Source organism: Streptomyces sp. NPDC007872 (genome assembly GCF_042868165.1).
Lineage (GTDB): Bacteria > Actinomycetota > Actinomycetes > Streptomycetales > Streptomycetaceae > Streptomyces.
Genome location: NZ_JBIAEA010000004.1, coordinates 583,272 through 598,959, shown reverse-complemented (window position 1 = coordinate 598,959; position 15,688 = coordinate 583,272). Strand labels below are relative to the sequence as shown.

13 protein-coding genes are annotated in these 15,688 nt (G+C 72.8%); 2 read left to right on the top strand and 11 right to left on the bottom strand.

The genetic code is table 11. The features are described 5' to 3' along the window. Positions 1-28: 28 nt before the first annotated feature. The 10 genes from ACFYNX_RS17305 to ACFYNX_RS17260 all read right to left on the bottom strand — a co-directional run bounded on the left by ACFYNX_RS17305 (position 29) and on the right by ACFYNX_RS17260 (position 12,203). Complete coding sequence (locus ACFYNX_RS17305; RefSeq protein WP_388662233.1) at positions 29-433, bottom strand: cytidine deaminase; 405 nt, start codon at positions 431-433, stop codon at positions 29-31. Next, entirely contained in the window at positions 430-1,692 is a 1,263-nt protein-coding gene (locus tag ACFYNX_RS17300) for an ABC transporter permease (RefSeq protein WP_365542353.1), read from the bottom strand. Before ACFYNX_RS17300 ends, ACFYNX_RS17305 begins: the two co-directional genes overlap by 4 nt. Next, positions 1,689-2,807: an ABC transporter permease gene (locus ACFYNX_RS17295; protein WP_356541486.1), complete on the bottom strand. Its 1,119-nt coding sequence runs from the start codon at positions 2,805-2,807 to the stop codon at positions 1,689-1,691. Before ACFYNX_RS17295 ends, ACFYNX_RS17300 begins: the two co-directional genes overlap by 4 nt. Further along, a complete protein-coding gene (locus tag ACFYNX_RS17290; protein ID WP_365542356.1) occupies positions 2,804-4,519 on the bottom strand; it encodes an ABC transporter ATP-binding protein in 1,716 nt (571 codons plus the stop codon). The genes ACFYNX_RS17295 and ACFYNX_RS17290 overlap by 4 nt, the downstream gene beginning before the upstream one ends. Positions 4,520-4,626: 107 nt before the next feature. Further along, on the bottom strand, positions 4,627-5,688 hold the full coding sequence (locus ACFYNX_RS17285) for a BMP family protein (RefSeq protein WP_388662230.1): 1,062 nt from the start codon (positions 5,686-5,688) through the stop codon (positions 4,627-4,629). A gap of 398 nt (positions 5,689-6,086) precedes the next feature. Next, positions 6,087-7,310, bottom strand: coding sequence for an amidohydrolase (locus ACFYNX_RS17280; protein ID WP_365542360.1), 1,224 nt, complete (start codon positions 7,308-7,310; stop codon positions 6,087-6,089). Positions 7,311-7,460: 150 nt separating this feature from the next. Further along, positions 7,461-8,642 (bottom strand): hypothetical protein, encoded by a 1,182-nt coding sequence (locus ACFYNX_RS17275; protein ID WP_388662228.1) that lies wholly within the window; start codon positions 8,640-8,642, stop codon positions 7,461-7,463. Then, complete coding sequence (locus ACFYNX_RS17270) at positions 8,639-9,532, bottom strand: N-acetylneuraminate synthase family protein (protein ID WP_388662226.1); 894 nt, start codon at positions 9,530-9,532, stop codon at positions 8,639-8,641. The genes ACFYNX_RS17275 and ACFYNX_RS17270 overlap by 4 nt, the downstream gene beginning before the upstream one ends. Positions 9,533-9,543: 11 nt before the next feature. Then, complete coding sequence (locus ACFYNX_RS17265) at positions 9,544-10,809, bottom strand: cytidylyltransferase domain-containing protein (RefSeq protein WP_388662571.1); 1,266 nt, start codon at positions 10,807-10,809, stop codon at positions 9,544-9,546. A gap of 104 nt (positions 10,810-10,913) precedes the next feature. Next, positions 10,914-12,203 (bottom strand): DUF6716 putative glycosyltransferase, encoded by a 1,290-nt coding sequence (locus ACFYNX_RS17260; RefSeq protein ID WP_388662224.1) that lies wholly within the window; start codon positions 12,201-12,203, stop codon positions 10,914-10,916. A gap of 219 nt (positions 12,204-12,422) precedes the next feature. Between ACFYNX_RS17260 and ACFYNX_RS17255 the strand changes: the two genes are divergently transcribed. Further along, positions 12,423-13,454 (top strand): glycosyltransferase family 2 protein, encoded by a 1,032-nt coding sequence (locus ACFYNX_RS17255; RefSeq protein WP_365542369.1) that lies wholly within the window; start codon positions 12,423-12,425, stop codon positions 13,452-13,454. After that, positions 13,451-14,791: a polysialyltransferase family glycosyltransferase gene (locus tag ACFYNX_RS17250; RefSeq protein ID WP_365542371.1), complete on the top strand. Its 1,341-nt coding sequence runs from the start codon at positions 13,451-13,453 to the stop codon at positions 14,789-14,791. Before ACFYNX_RS17255 ends, ACFYNX_RS17250 begins: the two co-directional genes overlap by 4 nt. Positions 14,792-14,815: 24 nt before the next feature. On the opposite strand, the gene ACFYNX_RS17245 is transcribed toward ACFYNX_RS17250, so the two are convergent. Continuing rightward, a complete protein-coding gene (locus ACFYNX_RS17245) occupies positions 14,816-15,637 on the bottom strand; it encodes a MerR family transcriptional regulator (protein ID WP_388662222.1) in 822 nt (273 codons plus the stop codon). Positions 15,638-15,688 lie beyond the last annotated feature (51 nt).

Genomic DNA, 15,688 nt, shown 5'->3' with positions numbered 1-15,688 from the left:
ATCGTGCCGGAAGGGCCGCTCCGAAGTGCTACCGCGACAGGTGCTCCGGGCCGAAGGCCTGCGGGAGCATCTCGGCCAGGGTCAGCAGGCCGGCCGGGGTCTCCAGGACGAGCTCGGGGCCCCCGAACTCGTACAGGAGCTGCCGGCAGCGCCCGCACGGGACCAGGGGCTCGCCCCGGCCGTCCACGCAGACGAAGTGGGTCAGCCGGCCGCCACCGGTCGCCTGGAGCTGCGAGACGAGCCCGCACTCGGCGCACAGGCCGAGGCCGAAGGAGGCGTTCTCCACGTTGCAGCCGGAGACCGTCCGCCCGTCGTCCACGAGGGCCGCCGCGCCGACCGGGAAGCCCGAGTACGGGGCGTACGCGCGGGACATCGCCTCGCGCGCCGTGACCCGCAGGGCCTCCCAGTCGGACGCGGAGAGCTTCGCGGTCACTTGCCCTGGCCCTTCCGGTACGGCAACCCGTCCGCCTTCGGCATCCGCAGGCGCTGTGCCGACAGGGCGAGCACGAGCAGGGTGGTGACGTACGGGGCGGCGTCGACGAACTGGCTCGGGACCTCGTCGGTCAGCGCGTACCAGAGGAAGAACACGGCGGAGAAGGCGGCGGAGACCACCGCGACCACGTACTTCTTCTTGTAGAGCTGCCAGAGGGCGGCGAGCACCAGGAGCAGCGCGACCAGGAGCAGCAGCGCGTGGACGTTCTCGGCGCCGCCGCGCAGCTTGAGGCTGTCGGTGAAGCCGAAGAGGCCGGCGCCGAGCGCCATGCCGCCGGGCATCCAGTTGCCGAAGATCATCGCGGCGAGACCGATGTAGCCGCGGCCGCCGGTCTGGCCCTCCTGGTAGATGCCGGTGGCGACGATCGCGAGGAAGGCGCCGCCGAGGCCGGCGAGGGCGCCGGAGACGGTGACCGCGATGTACTTGTACTTGTAGACGTTGACGCCCAGGGACTCGGCGGCGACCGGGTTCTCGCCGCAGGAGCGCAGCCGCAGGCCGAAGGCCGTGCGCCACAGCACCCACCAGGTGGCCGGGATCAGCAGGATCGCGACGACGGTGAGCAGCGACAGGTTGGTGACCAGGCCGCCGAGGATGCCGGCGAGGTCGGAGATCAGGAACCAGTGCTTGGCCTGGAGGTCCTGCAACCAGTCGGAGAGCCCCGGGATGGTGATCTTGGTGATCTGTTCGATGCGGGGGGACTGCTTGGAGGAGCCGCCCGGGGCCTCGGCGAACGTGAAGTTCGACAGGTACTGGGTGAAGCCGACCGCGAGGATGTTGATCGCCACACCGGAGACGATGTGGTTCACGTTGAACGTGACGGTGATGATCGCGTGGAGCAGACCGCCGATCGCACCGCCGATGAGGCCGAAGAGGACGCCCGTCCAGGGGCCCCACTGGTAGCCGGCCCAGGCGCCGAACCAGGTGCCGAGGACCATCATGCCCTCGAGACCGATGTTGACGACGCCCGCGCGCTCGGCCCACAGACCGCCGAGGCCGGCGAGGCCGATCGGGACGGCGAGCTGGAGCGCGCCGGAGACCTGGCCCACCGAGGTGAGGTCGTTCGCCCCGGAGACGACCCGGACCAGCGAGAAGAGCACGAGGCCGGCCGCGACGATCAGCATGATCCACGGCAGGGTGAGCTTGCGGCGTCCGCCGCCCTTGGGCGCGGCGCTCGGCTTGGTGGCAGCGGCGGTGCTCATGCCGAGACCTCCTTGTCGGTCTTGAGGGCGCCGCCGGCGGCGAGTTCCTCGCCGACCTTCTGCTGCTGGCGGCGGAGGCCGTAACGGCGGACGAGCTCGTAGGAGACGACCACGGCGATCACGATGATGCCCTGCATGATCTTGGTGATCTCCTTCGGGTAGCCGAAGGTGTCGAGCGACGAGGACGCCTTGTCGAGGAAGGCGAAGAGGAGGGCGGCGAAGAAGATGCCGACCGGGTGGTTGCGGCCCAGCAGCGCGATGGTGATGGCGGTGAAGCCGACGCCGACCGGGAAGTCGAGGCTGTACGTGTGGGACTCGCCGAGCAGCGTCGGCATGCCGGAGAGGCCGGCGAGCGCGCCCGAGAGCAGCATCGAGGTGAGGATCATCTTCTTGGCGTCGACGCCGCTGGCCTGGGCGGCGGACTCGCTGGCGCCGGTGGCGCGCAGGTCGAAGCCGAACCGGGTGCGGTTGAGGACGAACCAGTAGACGACGCCGAGGGCGAGGGCCACGAAGGTGAAGCCGTAGATGACGCCGCTGCCCTCGCCCATGTCGATGCCGGGGAACCAGCCGGACTCGGCGATCTCACCGGTGGTGAGGTTGTTGGAGCCCTCGGGCTGGACGCCGAAGTTCTTCGGCAGGATCAGCCAGGCCACCAGGGAGGTCGCGATGGCGTTGAGCATGATCGTCGAGACGACCTCGGAGACGCCGCGGGTCGTCTTCAGGATGCCGGCGATGCCGGACCAGAAGGCGCCGGTCAGCATCGCGACGAGCACGATGAGCAGGATGTGCAGCGGGCCCGGGAGCTCGACGGAGGCGCCCACGAGGGCGGAGACCATCGCGGCGAGCCGGTACTGGCCGTCGACGCCGATGTTGAAGAGGTTCATCCGGAAGCCGACCGCCACGGCCAGGGCCGCGAGGTAGTAGATCCCGGTCTGGTTGACGATCAGGACCTGGATGTCGGAGTACCCGGCGTTCTCGATCATGATCCGGATCGGCTCGATCGGGTCGAGTCCGGTCGCGAGCAGCACCAGCACGGTGAGCACGAACGAGGAGACCAGCGCGAGCACCGGTCCCGCCGCGCCCAGGATCAGCCGGTCCTTGTCGAATTTCATCATCGGGCGTCACCGTTTCCGGGGTGCTCTTCGGTGCCTTCGAGTCGGCCGGTGGCGGCGCCGGTCATGGCGGAGCCCAGCTCCTCGGGCGTGATGGTGGCGGGGTCGGCGTCGGCGACCAGCTTGCCGCGGTACATGACCCGGAGGGTGTCGGAGAGGCCGATCAGCTCGTCGAGGTCGGCGGAGATCAGCAGCACCGCCAGGCCCTCGCGGCGGGCGTCCCGGATCGCGTCCCAGATCTGCGCCTGCGCGCCGACGTCCACGCCGCGGGTGGGGTGGGCGGCGATCAGGAACTTGGGCGCGTGGCTCATCTCGCGGCCGACGATCAGCTTCTGCTGGTTGCCGCCGGAGAGGGAGGCCGCGGTGACGTCGATGCCGGGGGTGCGCACGTCGTACTCGCGGACGATCCGCTCGGTGTCCTTGCGGGCGGCCTTCGGGTCGAGGACGCCGCGCCTGGAGTTGGGGGCCTCGGTGACGTGGCCGAGGATGCGGTTCTCCCAGAGGGGGGCCTCCAGGAGCAGGCCGTGGCGGTGCCGGTCCTCGGGGATGTAGCCGATGCCGCCCTCGCGGCGCTTGCGCACGGAGACCTTGGAGATGTCCCGGCCGTCGAGGGTGATGGTGCCCGCGTCGGGGGCGGCCATGCCCATGAGGGCCTCGATGAGCTCGGTCTGGCCGTTGCCCTCGACGCCCGCGATGCCGAGGATCTCGCCCTTGTGGATGGTGAGGGAGACGTCGTCGAGGAGCTTGCGGCCCCCGACGGGCTCCTCCAGGACGGTGGTGGCCCTGGCCGGGTCCGGCGGGGCCGCGCTGGTCAGCGGGACGGCGGCGACGGCACCGGCCTCGGACAGGGTCAGGTTCCGGACCTGGAGCATCGGCACGTCGGTGACGGTCGACTCGCGGGTCTCCGGCGAGGGCAGCTCGCTGCCGACCATCAGCTCGGCGAGCTGCTTGGTGGTGGCGGTCCTCGGGTCGGCGGTGCCGACCGTGGTGCCCCGGCGGATGACGGTGATGTCGTCGGCGACCTTCAGGACCTCGCCCAGCTTGTGCGAGATGAAGATGACGGTCAGGCCCTCGGACTTGAGCTCGCGCAGGTTGTCGAAGAGCGCGTCGACCTCCTGCGGGACGAGGACGGCGGTGGGCTCGTCGAGGATGAGGATCCGGGCGCCGCGGTAGAGGACCTTGAGGATCTCCACGCGCTGCCGGTCGGCGACGCCCAGGTCCTCGACGAGGGCGTCGGGGCGGACCCCGAGGCCGTACTGGTCGGAGATCTCGCGGATCTTCTTCCGGGCCTTGGCGCCGATGCCGTGGAGCTTCTCGCCGCCGAGGACGACGTTCTCCAGGACGGTGAGGTTGTCGGCGAGCATGAAGTGCTGGTGCACCATGCCGATGCCGCGCGCGATGGCGTCACCGGGGCTGGAGAAGGTGACCTGCTCGCCGTCGACGGCGATGGTGCCCTCGTCCGGCTTCTGCATGCCGTAGAGGATCTTCATGAGGGTCGACTTGCCGGCGCCGTTCTCGCCGATGAGGGCGTGCACGGTGCCCTTGCGGACCGTGATGGCGATGTCCTTGTTGGCGACGACGCCGGGGAATCGCTTGGTGATGCCGTGCAGTTCTACGGCAGGGGGGCTGGACGCGTTGATGACGCACTCTCCTTGGCCGGAAGGAGTGGGAGCGGGAGGGCGGGGCGGGGCGAAGCTATCGTGCCAGGGAGACATCTACACGCGTAGCGCTGCCGAAAGACGAAAATCCGTACGGGAACGGGGCCCGGCTCCGGTGGGGGTCCCACCGTCGCCGGGCCCTGAGGTCGCTGACCTGCGGTTCCTTACGGAGCGGTCTTGACCGTGATCTTGCCGTCGATGATGTTCTTCTTCGCCTCGTTCACGGCGGCGATGACGTTGGTCATCTTCTTGTACGCCGGGTTCGAGTCGGACAGGCCGACGCCGTCCTGGGCGAGGCCGTAGCGGATCTCACCGGTCTGCGGCTTGCCGTCCTTGACCGACTTGATCAGGTTGAAGACGGAGTCCGAGACGTCCTTGGTGACCGAGGTCAGGATGTGGTCCTTGTAGGAGGCCAGACCCGCCTGGTTGTACTGGTCGGAGTCGACGCCGATGGCCCACTTGTCCGCGGCGGCGGCGGCCTCGATCGAGCCCGAGCCGGCCAGACCGGCGGCGGCGTAGATCACGTCGGCGCCCTTGTCGAGCTGGCCCTGCGCGGCGGCCTTGCCGAGGTCGGGCTTGGAGAAGCCGTCGAAGTTCGGCGGCTGGGTCAGGTACTGGACGAGCACCTTCACCTTGGGGTTGGTGTCCTTGGCGCCCTGCTCGAAGCCCGCCTGGAACTTCTTGATCAGCGGGACCTCGACGCCGCCGATGAAGCCGACCGTGCCGGTCTTCGACGTCTTGGCGGCGGCGACGCCGGCCAGGTAGGAGCCCTGCTCCTCGTTGAAGACGAGGTTGGCGATGTTCGGGGCGGTCACCGAGGTGTCGTCGATGAGGCCGAAGGTGGTCTTCGGGTAGGCCTTGGCGACCTTGGCGATCGCCGGGGCGTAGGCGAAGCCGACGCCGATGACCGGGTTGCTCCCGGAGCGGGCGAGGGCGGTGAGGCGCTGCACCTTGTCGGCGTCGCCCTCGCCCTCCGAGGGCTCGGCCTCCTTGCCCTTGACGCCGAGTTCCTTCTCGGCCTTCTGGAGGCCCGCGTAGGCGGCGTCGTTGAAGGACTGGTCGCCGCGGCCGCCGATGTCGTACGCGATGGCGGCCGTGATGGTCTTCGAGTCCGAGCTGGAGCTGCTGGAACCGGAGTCCGTCGAGGACTTGCCACACGCGGTGGCGGAGAGGGCGAGCGCCGCGGAGGCGATGCCCACGGTCGTGATCCTGGTGATCCGGCGCAAGAGGAGGGTCCCTTCAAGACTGACCGAAAGCGCCTCTTCCGGCGCTGGTTTCGCGGCGATCGTAACGCGCGTAGATGTCAGTTAAAGACCCGTTCATGAGTCGTTATCGGATCGTCGCGAACCGGCCGCGCGAGGCGACCGAGGGCGTTCGGCCCGGTACCGCCGGTTATACCGGTGGGGGCGCCCGGTGCGACAGGGGGCGTACGGCGGACACGCCGGGCGCTGGGCCGCCGGGGGGAACGGGTGGGCCGGACGGATGAGGGCGTCCGTCCGGCCGGAAAGCGTCGGTCGGGGGTGCGGGTCGGGCGTACGGACGCATACGGGCCGGGGCTCGGCGCCCCGGGGCCCCTCAGGCCTTCCTGTACGCCGGGGCCCCGGGCCCCCCGCACGCCGGGGCCTCAGGCCTCCCGCGCGCCGCCGTCGAGCAGGGCCGCCGCCGTGAAGAGTTCCACGGCCGCCTCGATGGCGTTCTCGTCCACGTCGAAGTCGCCCGCGTGCAGGTCGCGGACGCGGGTGTCGCCGGGGACGCGGACGCCGAGGCGGGCCATGGCGCCGGGGACGTGCTCCAGGTACCAGGAGAAGTCCTCGCCGCCGAGGCTCTGCTCGGTGTCCTCGATCGCGTGCAGTCCGCGCCGGGCGGTCATGGCGCCGCGGAGCAGCTCGGCGACGGCCGCGTCGTTGACGACCGGCGGGACGCCCCGGACGTAGGTGACGCTCGACTTGGCCCGGTGCAGGGCCGCGACCTCGTCGATCGCCGCGTGCACCAGGTCGGGCGCGTCGTGCCAGGCCGGCAGGTCGAGGCAGCGGACGGTGCCGGAGAGCTCGGCGTGCTGCGGGATGACGTTGGGGGCGTGGCCGGCCTCGATGCGGCCCCAGGTGACCGAGAGGCCCGAGCGGGCGTCGACGCGGCGGGCCAGGACGGCGGGGACGTCGGTGGCGACGCGGGCGGCGGCGGTGACCAGGTCGGTGGTGAGGTGCGGCCGGGCGGTGTGGCCGCCGGGGCCGTCGAGGGTGACCTCCAGCCGGTCGCAGGCGGAGGTGATGGCTCCGGCGCGCAGGCCGATCTTCCCCGCGTCGACCCTCGGGTCGCAGTGGACGGCGATGATCCGGCCGACCCCGTTCAGGGCGCCGGCCTCGATGACGTCCACGGCGCCGCCGGGGAGGACCTCCTCGGCGGGCTGGAAGATCAGCCGCACGGCGTTCGGCAGGAGCCCCTGGCGGTCCAGCTCGGCGAGGACCAGGCCCGCGCCGAGCACGGAGGTGGTGTGGACGTCGTGTCCGCACGCGTGGGCGCGATTGGCCACGGTGGAGCGGTAGGCGACGGTCTTGACGTCCGGGATGGGCAGCGCGTCGAGGTCGGCGCGGATCGCCAGCACCGGCCGCTCCGGGTCCGGGGTGCCGATGTCACAGATGAGTCCGGTGCCGGCCGGAAGGACCTCCGGCGCGAGCCCGGCCGCCTCCAGGCGGGCCTTGAGCGCGGCGGTCGTACGGAACTCCTGCTTCCCGAGCTCGGGGTGCATGTGCAAGTCCCTGCGGAACATGATCAGTTCGTCGCGCAGGGTTGCGGGCAGCGTTCCGGGCAGAGTGGCGGAGCCTGGCTCACGGGACTTCAACTGGTTCACCTTTTGAAGGGTAGGCCTTCGGGGTGGTCAACTGCCCGTTGATCACGAAAAGTTCAACCCGTTAGGGGAAAGAACCTCGATTTTCCGGGCTTAGTGACCACTCCATGTGGGTATCCTCACCCGATTGCCCCGCACGGACGGCGGGAAACGTCATCCGAACTCCAGCCGGTCGACGGCGGGGGTCGCGCACGCGGTGAGCCGGTCGACCTCGCGGGCCGCCGTGCCCGTCACGCCGGACAGGAAGCCCTGCGCGCGGGGGGAGGCGGTCGCCCGCAGCCACTCGGGCGCGACCTCGCAGACGGCGACCTTCACGCCCGTGCCGGCGAGGGCGAGCGGCAGGGTGTGCACGACCGTGGACGGGAAGCTGACGATCGTGCGGCCGACCGGGCCGCGCCGGGCGATCAGCTCCAGGGGCAGCTCGGGCCGGACCACCTGGAGGCCCGTCTCCACCGCGATCCGGTGCAGCTTCCCGGTGCTCTCCCTGCGGTGCGCGAAGTAGCGGGTGGCGCCGTGGGTCCGGGCGAGCTCGCCGACCACGCGGGTGTAGTGGTCGGCGTCGACCACCCCCGTCTCCACCAGCGAGGTGCCGACCAGGTCCGCGCCGCCGGTGAGCCGCGGCGGGCCGAAGCGGGCGCGGGTCCAGGCGTACGAGTTCTCCGTGACCTCGACGCCCTCCGGCGCCTCCACGGGCAGCGAGGTGAAGACCTCGACGGTACGGCCCCGGGCCGGGGCGAGCCGCCGCCGGGCCAGGGTGGTCACGGGGGCGAGGACCAGCTCGCGCGGGCCCAGGCTGCCCTTGCGGTGCCAGCGGACCAGGCGCTCGCCGCGGCCGAGCTGGGCGGCGAACTCCATGGTCGCCGTGCCGTCGTCGACCACGGTCAGGTGCCGGGGGCCGAAGAGGGTCAGGAGGAGCTGGACGTACCGGGAGAACGGGTCCCCGATGATCACCCGTTCCGCGGAGCGCAGCGGCCCGGCGAGCCGCCGCAGGGTGCGGACGAGGGCGCCCCGGCCGCCGCGGGCCTCCTGCCAGTGGACGGTGACGCCCTCGTCGCGGGCCAACTGGGCCATCCGGCGGAGCTGGCCCCGCGACATGGGGTCGGTCGGCGAGAGGACGACGACCGTGAGGGGGGACGCGGGCGCCCCGGCGGCCGGCGTTCCCGGGCCCGGTGCTCCCCCGGCGGCGGCCCCGGTGACGGGGGCCGCCGCGCCGGAGCCCTCCGGGGCGGGCGCCCCGGTGGCGGGGGCTTCCGCTCCGGGGGCCCGGGTGTGTGCCCATTCCAGGACGTTGAGGAGCTGGACCGGGCTCTCGACGAACGCCAGCAGCCCGGTCATGAGGCGACGGTGCCCTGGACCCGGCGGAGCTTCTTCATCGGGCCGAGCTCCGACTCGTACACCTTCTTGACCCCGTCGCCGAGGGCCGTCTCGATGGTGCGGATGTCGCGGACCAGGCGCGTCAGGCCCTGGGGCTCGACGGAGGCGGCCTGGTCGGAGCCCCACATGGCGCGGTCGAGGGTGATGTGGCGCTCGACGAAGACGGCGCCGAGGGCGACGGCGGCCAGGGTGGTCTGGAGGCCGGTCTCGTGGCCGGAGTAGCCGATCGGGACGTTCGGGTACTCCTCCCGGAGCGTCTGGATGACGCGCAGGTTCAGCTCCTCGGCCTTGGCCGGGTAGGTGGAGGTGGCGTGGCAGAGCAGGATGTTGTCGCTGCCGAGGACCTCGACGGCGTGCCGGATCTGCTTCGGCGTCGACATGCCGGTGGAGAGGATCACCGTGCGGCCGGTGGAGCGCAGCTCGCGCAGCAGCTCGTCGTCGGTGAGGGAGGCGGAGGCGACCTTGTGGGCGGGGACGTCGAACTTCTCCAGGAAGGCGACGGCCTCGGTGTCCCACGGGGAGGCGAACCAGTCGATGCCGCGCTCCTTGCAGTGCGCGTCGATGGCCCGGTACTCCTCCTCGCCGAACTCCACGCGGTGGCGGTAGTCGATGTAGGTCATGCGGCCCCAGGGGGTGTCCCGCTCGATGTCCCACTGGTCGCGCGGGGTGCAGATCTCGGGGGTGCGCTTCTGGAACTTGACCGCGTCGCAGCCGGCCTCGGCGGCGACGTCGATCAGGGCGAGGGCGTTCTCGAGCTCGCCGTTGTGGTTGATGCCGATCTCGCCGGTGACGTAGACGGGCTGCCCGGGGCCGGCGGTCTTGGCGCCGAGGGTGCGGAGACGGGTGCTCATGGTGCGGGTCCTTAGGGTTCGGTGGTGGTGCGTGCGGGGGTCGTGCGCGCGGCGTCGGCGCGTACGGGGGTGTCGAGCTCGGGTCCGAGGAGCCAGGCGGCGATCTCGCGGACCGCTCCGGCGCCGCCCGGGGTGACGGTGACCGCGCGGGCCGCGGCCCGTACGGAGTCGTGGGCGCTGCTCACCGCGACGGGCCAGCCGACGAGGTGGAAGCAGGGCAGGTCGTTGACGTCGTTGCCGGCGTAGAGGACGCGCTGCGGGTCGATGCCCTCGGCCTCGCACCACTCCTTGAGGGCCCGGTCCTTGCGGTCGATGCCGTGCAGGACGGGGATCCGGAGCTTGCGGGCGCGGGCGGCGACGACGGCGTTCTGTTCGGTGGAGAGGATGAGGACGGGGAGTCCGGCGCGGCGCAGGGCGGCGATGCCGAGGCCGTCGCCGCGGTGCGCCGAGACGAACTCGCGCCCCTCGGCGTCGAGGTGGACCCGGTCGTCGGTCTGGGTGCCGTCGAAGTCCAGGACCACCGCGTCCACGTCGGCGAAGCCGGGGGTGACGGGGGCGTCCAGGAGCGGGGCGAGGGCCTTGGCGCGGGCCAGGTCGTGCGGGTCGTCGATCTCCAGGACCCGGGCGGGGTCGGTGACGACGAGCGCGGTGCGGCCGAAGAAGCGGTGCCGGTGGGTGCGGAAGCCGGGCGCGGCCATGGCGTAGACGGCGCCGGTCTCCAGGTACTCGGGCTCCCGGTCCTGGCGGCGGGGGCGGTGCGCCTTGTCGTGGTTGACGCCCTCGGCGCCCTCCGTCGTCCCGCGCCACAGGAAGCCGTGCGACGGGGCGGCGGTGAAGGCCGTGTCGGCGGCGCCGGCGAGGATCCGGTCGGCGGTCTCGGCGACCTCGGCGGAGGTGAGGAAGGGGCTGGTGCACTGGACGAGGAGGACCACGTCGGCGGCGCGGCCGTGGGTGGCCTCGAAGGCGTCCATGGCGTGCAGGACGGCGGCCTCGCTGGTGGCGGTGTCGCCCGCGATCGCGGCGGGGCGGTGCACCGCCTCGGCGCCGGCGGTGCGGGCCGCGGCCGCGATGGCGGGGTCGTCGGTGGAGACCACGACGTGGGTGACGGAGCGGGCGCCGAGGCAGGCGCGGACGGCCCGGCCGACCAGGGGAACCCCGGCCACCGGGGCGAGGTTCTTGGCGGGCACGCCCTTGGAGCCGCCCCGGGCGGGGATCACGGCGAGCACGACGGCCGCGGGGTCCCTGTGCACGGGGGCGGGGGGCGCGGTCGCGGGCACAGTGGTCCCGGATGCGGGCGCGGTCCCGGGCGCGGTGGTTCCGAGAGCGGGCGCGGCGGCCTCGGATGCGGGTGCGGCGGGCCCGGAAGCGGGCGTGGTGGTCATCAGAGTTCTCCCAGGCGGCGGATGACGGGGGCGACGCGCTGCACGCCGTGGCGGTACGCGCCCCGCGCGGCCTCCCGGACGATCCGGCGCAGGCCGCTCTCGCGGGGCTCCGGCGCGGTGACGTCCAGGCGGTGGCGGGCGAGGATCCCCGGCAGGTAGCCGGAGGCCGTCTCCGCGGTGTAGTAGGGGGCGATCGGAGGGAGCGCGGGCAGCGCCAGGAGCGCGGCGACCCGGTCGCGGGCCGCGTCGAAGGCCTTCTCGTACGAGCCGTCGGAGGCGACCCCCTGGCGGGCGAGCCAGGTCTCGTCGGGCGTCGGCGCGGACCCCTCGTCGAGCCGGTCGAAGCAGGTCAGCAGGCCGGAGCCGACGAAGTGGTGGTTGCCGAGCGCCTCGCGGACCCCGAGGTCGGTGAGGACCGCGGTCGGGATCCGCCGGTGCAGGGCTTCGAGGGCGGCCGTCGAGGAGACGGTGACGAGCAGGTCGGTGCGGTCGAGGACCTCGCCCATGTGCCCGTACACGAGGCGGAAGTTGTCCGGCGGGTCGAGCTCGCGGACCAGCTTCTGGAAGGGGAACTCCTCCAGGTGCGTGGTGTGTTCGCCCGGCTTGGAGCGGAGCTTGAGGAGCACCTCGCGGCCCGGGTGGAGCCGGGCGTGCCCGATCAGCCGCCGCAGCACGTGGACGCGTTCGGCGCGGGTGGCCGGCACGGAGGGCTGGGCGGCGAAGACCAGGGTGTCGCGGCCGGCGACGGGGGCGTACGGGGCGCCGCCGAGGAAGGGCAGCGCCGCCTCCACGACCGACTCGGCCCCGGCGCCCACCCCTTCGTACACGGCGCGGAAGCGCTCGGCGTCGTGGCGGGAGTTGGCGAGGACGACGTCGGCGCCGTGGCGCAGCAGCAGGCCGTCGGTCAGCTTCTCGTAGACGACCCCGACGTAACCGGTGACGATCACGGGCCGCCGCTCCGGGGCCAGGTCGGCCAGGCCCTGGAGGACGGCCCGGACGGTGCCGCCGACGAGGGCGAGGACGAGGACGTCGTACCCCTCGCCGCGCGCCTCCGCGTCCCGTACGGCGCGCAGGAACTCCACGCCCGTCACCTCGCGCGGGGCGTCCGCGGACACCCCGGTCTCGGCGAGTTGGCGGGCGGTGGGGGTGGCGCGTCCGCGCAGGACGAAGCCGGTGGGTTCGGCGCTCGTCGCCGTGATGCGGCGCGCGGTGAGGGCGCCCCATTTCCACCGGGTGTCGGAGTCCGCGAGTACGGCGACCCGTATCGCTTCTCGGGTACGTGATGGCACGTCGAGGACGCTAGAAGGGCATTCCGCTTTCCGGCCCAACTGGGCCACAACAACCGGTGAACAGAGCCTCTCCGCATTCTGAAGCGGGTCGGTGTCCGGCCGCCCGTGACCGGATTTCCCTTTCGGGAAAAGGCGGTTAATCGGCTCGCCGCTTGGTGTTCACCGGACATCCCCCCGCCGGTCGGGGGGAAGGCCGGGCCGGCGCCTAGCGTCGGCCGCGTGGTCAAGCTCTCCGTCGTCGTGCCGTTCTTCAACGTGCAGACATACGCCCCCGACACCTTCACGAGCCTGCGGGCCAACGCCCGCGAGGACTTCGAGTTCCTGCTGGTCGACGACTGCTCGTCGGACGGGACCCCGGAGCTCCTCGAACGGGCCGCGCGCGAGATCCCGGGCGCCGTCCTGCTCCGGCACGCGCGCAACGAGGGCCTCGCCACGGCCCGGAACACCGGGCTCGACGCCGCCCGCGGCGAGTACGTCGCCTTCCTCGACGGGGACGACTGGCTCGCCCCCGGCTACTACGGCCGCCTCGTCGCCGCCGCCGAGGAGCTGGGCTGCGACTTCCTGCGCACCGACCACGTCTCGGTGACCGGCCGCGAGCGGGGGGTGCGCCGGGTGCCGGTCCCCCGGCGCGGCGAGGTGCTGCGCCCGCGGGACGCGATCCTGCCGGCGCACCGGACGACCTCCGTCGACTACCCGTACGCCTGGGCCGGGATCTACCACCGGCGGCTCCTGGACCGGGGCCTGCTGCACTTCACGCCGGGGCTCCGGACGGCCGAGGACCGGCCGTGGATCTGGCGGCTGCACCGCGAGGCGGAGACGTTCGCGGCGGTCGGGGAACTCGGCGTGTTCTACCGGCGCGGAGTGGCGACCTCCCTCACGCAGATCGGCGACGTCAGGCAATTGGATTTCATCCGCGCTTTCGACCAGGTGATCGAGGAAACGGCCCGGGACCGGGACGCGGACCGACTTCTCCCGAAAGCCGTGCGCACCTATTGCGCGGTGATCTCCCACCACATCGGTTCGATCGGGAAGTTCGAGCCGGCGGTGGCGCGGCAGGTGCGGGCGATGAGCGCGGGGGCGCTGCGGCGGATGCCGCAGGACGTCCTCGACGAGGCCCTGACCGCGATGGGCGGGGACCGCGCGACGCTGCTGCGCAGGCTGCGGAGGCGGAGGCCGGCCCCGCCGCCGGCACCGGCGGGTCCCGGCTCCCCGTCCCCGAAGCCGCACCCGGAGCCGGAGGTCGCGGCATGAGTTCCCGTACGCGCCCCCGCCGCACCACCCAGGTCTTCTGCGCCTCCACCCTCTACGGGGCGGTGACGCTCGCCGCCGCGATCGACAGCGGCTGCTTCGGCTCCGCCGACCGCCGGATCCTCCTGGTCACCAACAACGCGCCGGTGCCGGAGACGACGCCCGCGCTCGACGAGGCCGAGGGGTTCGCGCGGCTGCGCGGCCGCTTCGACTCCGTCCTCTCCTGGAACGAGACGATCTCCCCGCTCCACCCGGGCGGCTGGACCCCCCGCGCGAGCGACCTCCCCCTCCTCCAGCGCCATCTGCGCAGGCTCTGGGACCTCGGCGACGACCGGGTCGAACTGGCCCTGGAGTCGATCCAGGTGACGCCCGCGCTCGCGATCGCCCAGCTCCTGCCCGAGGCGCCGATCACGGTGTACGCGGACGGGCTGATGAGCTACGGGCCGACCCGCAACAAGATCGACCCGCTGATCGGCGGCCGGGTCTCCCGGCTGCTCCACCTGGACCTGGTCCCGGGGCTCGCGCCGCTGCTGCTCGGGGAGTTCGGGGCGGTCCCGGAGGCCGTACCGGTGGAGGCGTTCACGAAGTGCGTCGAGGAGCTGGCGGGCCCGTACCCGGCGCGGGGCCCGGCGGCGGAGGAGGGCCCGGTGCTGCTCCTGGGCCAGTACCTGGCGGCCCTGAACCTGCTGACCGCCGCCGAGGAGGAGGAGCTGCACCTGCGGATGGTGCGGGGCGCGGTCGCCCTGGGCCACCGGCGGCTCGTCTTCAAGCCGCACCCGACGGCCCCGGACGCCTGGTCGCGGACCCTGGTGCGCGCGGCGGAGGAACTGGGCGCGGAGCTGACGGTCGAGGACCGGCCCGTCCTCGCGGAGGTGCTCTACCGCGAGCTGCGGCCCGCCCTCGTCGTCGGCTGCTTCTCCACGGCGCTGCTCACCGCGCGCACCTTCTACGGCCTGCCGGTCGCCCGGGTCGGCACCCGCCCCCTCCTGGAGCGGCTCACCCCCTTCCAGAACAGCAACCGGATCCCGCTCACGGTGGTGGACGCGGTCGTCCCGCCGCTCGACGACCCGGCGGGCGGCGACTCCGCGATCGGTACGGAGGAGCTGAACGACCTGGTCGCGGCGGTCGGCTTCGCGATGCAGCCGAAGATCCGGCCGGAGCTGCGGACGGCGGCGGTACGGCACCTGTCGGGGCCGCTCGCCGAGCGCACCCGGCACCACTTCACCCGCCGCCGCCTCACCGCCCTGGGGCTCCCCGGCGGCCTGCCCCTCCCCCGGCACCCGCAGGTCCGCCGGCTGGCCCGGCGGGCGCTGCGGCTGCGCAGGGCGCTGAAGAGGTAGCCGCCCGAGGGGGCCGGAAGGGGATCAGGCGCGGACGACCGGCTCCTGGAGCTCGGTCACCCAGCGCGCCGGGTCCTCCGGGCACTCCAGGTACAGCTCGCGGGCGTACCCGGCGGAGGCGTAGCCGTTGGCGTCGATCCAGGTCGCCAGGGTCTGCGCGGTCGGCAGCACGTCGTCCATCGCGCCGTGGTGGACGACGGTCGCCGCCTCCTCGACGCCGGGCAGGACGTGCACGAGGACGCCCTCCGCCGCCGTGCCCTCGGGGACGGCCGTCCCCGCGTGGACGACGACCGAGCCGTCGCCCCGGCCCGCGTCCTCGTAGTACGCGACGGCCGGGCCGCAGCCGGTGACGCCCGCGCCTTCGAGCCGGCCGCACAGCTCGTCGTACAGCGGGCCGATGACGGGGCCGATGTCCTGCGGGCCGAAGCTCGCGGCGACCGCGCTCAGTTCGGCGATCCGGACGGCGGGGATCTTCTTGACGACGACTTCCTGGGTGGACATGCGTCCCTCGCTCTCGATGGCACGGAGCCGCGCGCCGACCCGGTCGAGCCGGGTCCGCGCCTCCGCCAGGGCCGTCTCCAGCTCGGCCTGGCGCAGGCGCAGCATGCCCCGCAGCTCGTCCGCGTCGATCCGCTCGTCGAGGACGGCCCCCACCTGTTCGAGGGTGAAGCCGAGGTCCTTGAGCGCGATGACGCGGTTGAGCCGGGCCAACTGGTCCGCCGCGTAGAAGCGGTAGCCCGTGTGCGGGTCGACCCGGGCCGGGCGCAGCAGTCCGACGGCGTCGTAGTGACGCAGCATCCGGACCGACACCCGCCCGTGCCGGGCGAAGTCTCCGATGGTGAACATGACGCCCCCTACGGAACGGCCTCACACGGTGTGAGGGTCAACCGGTGCCGG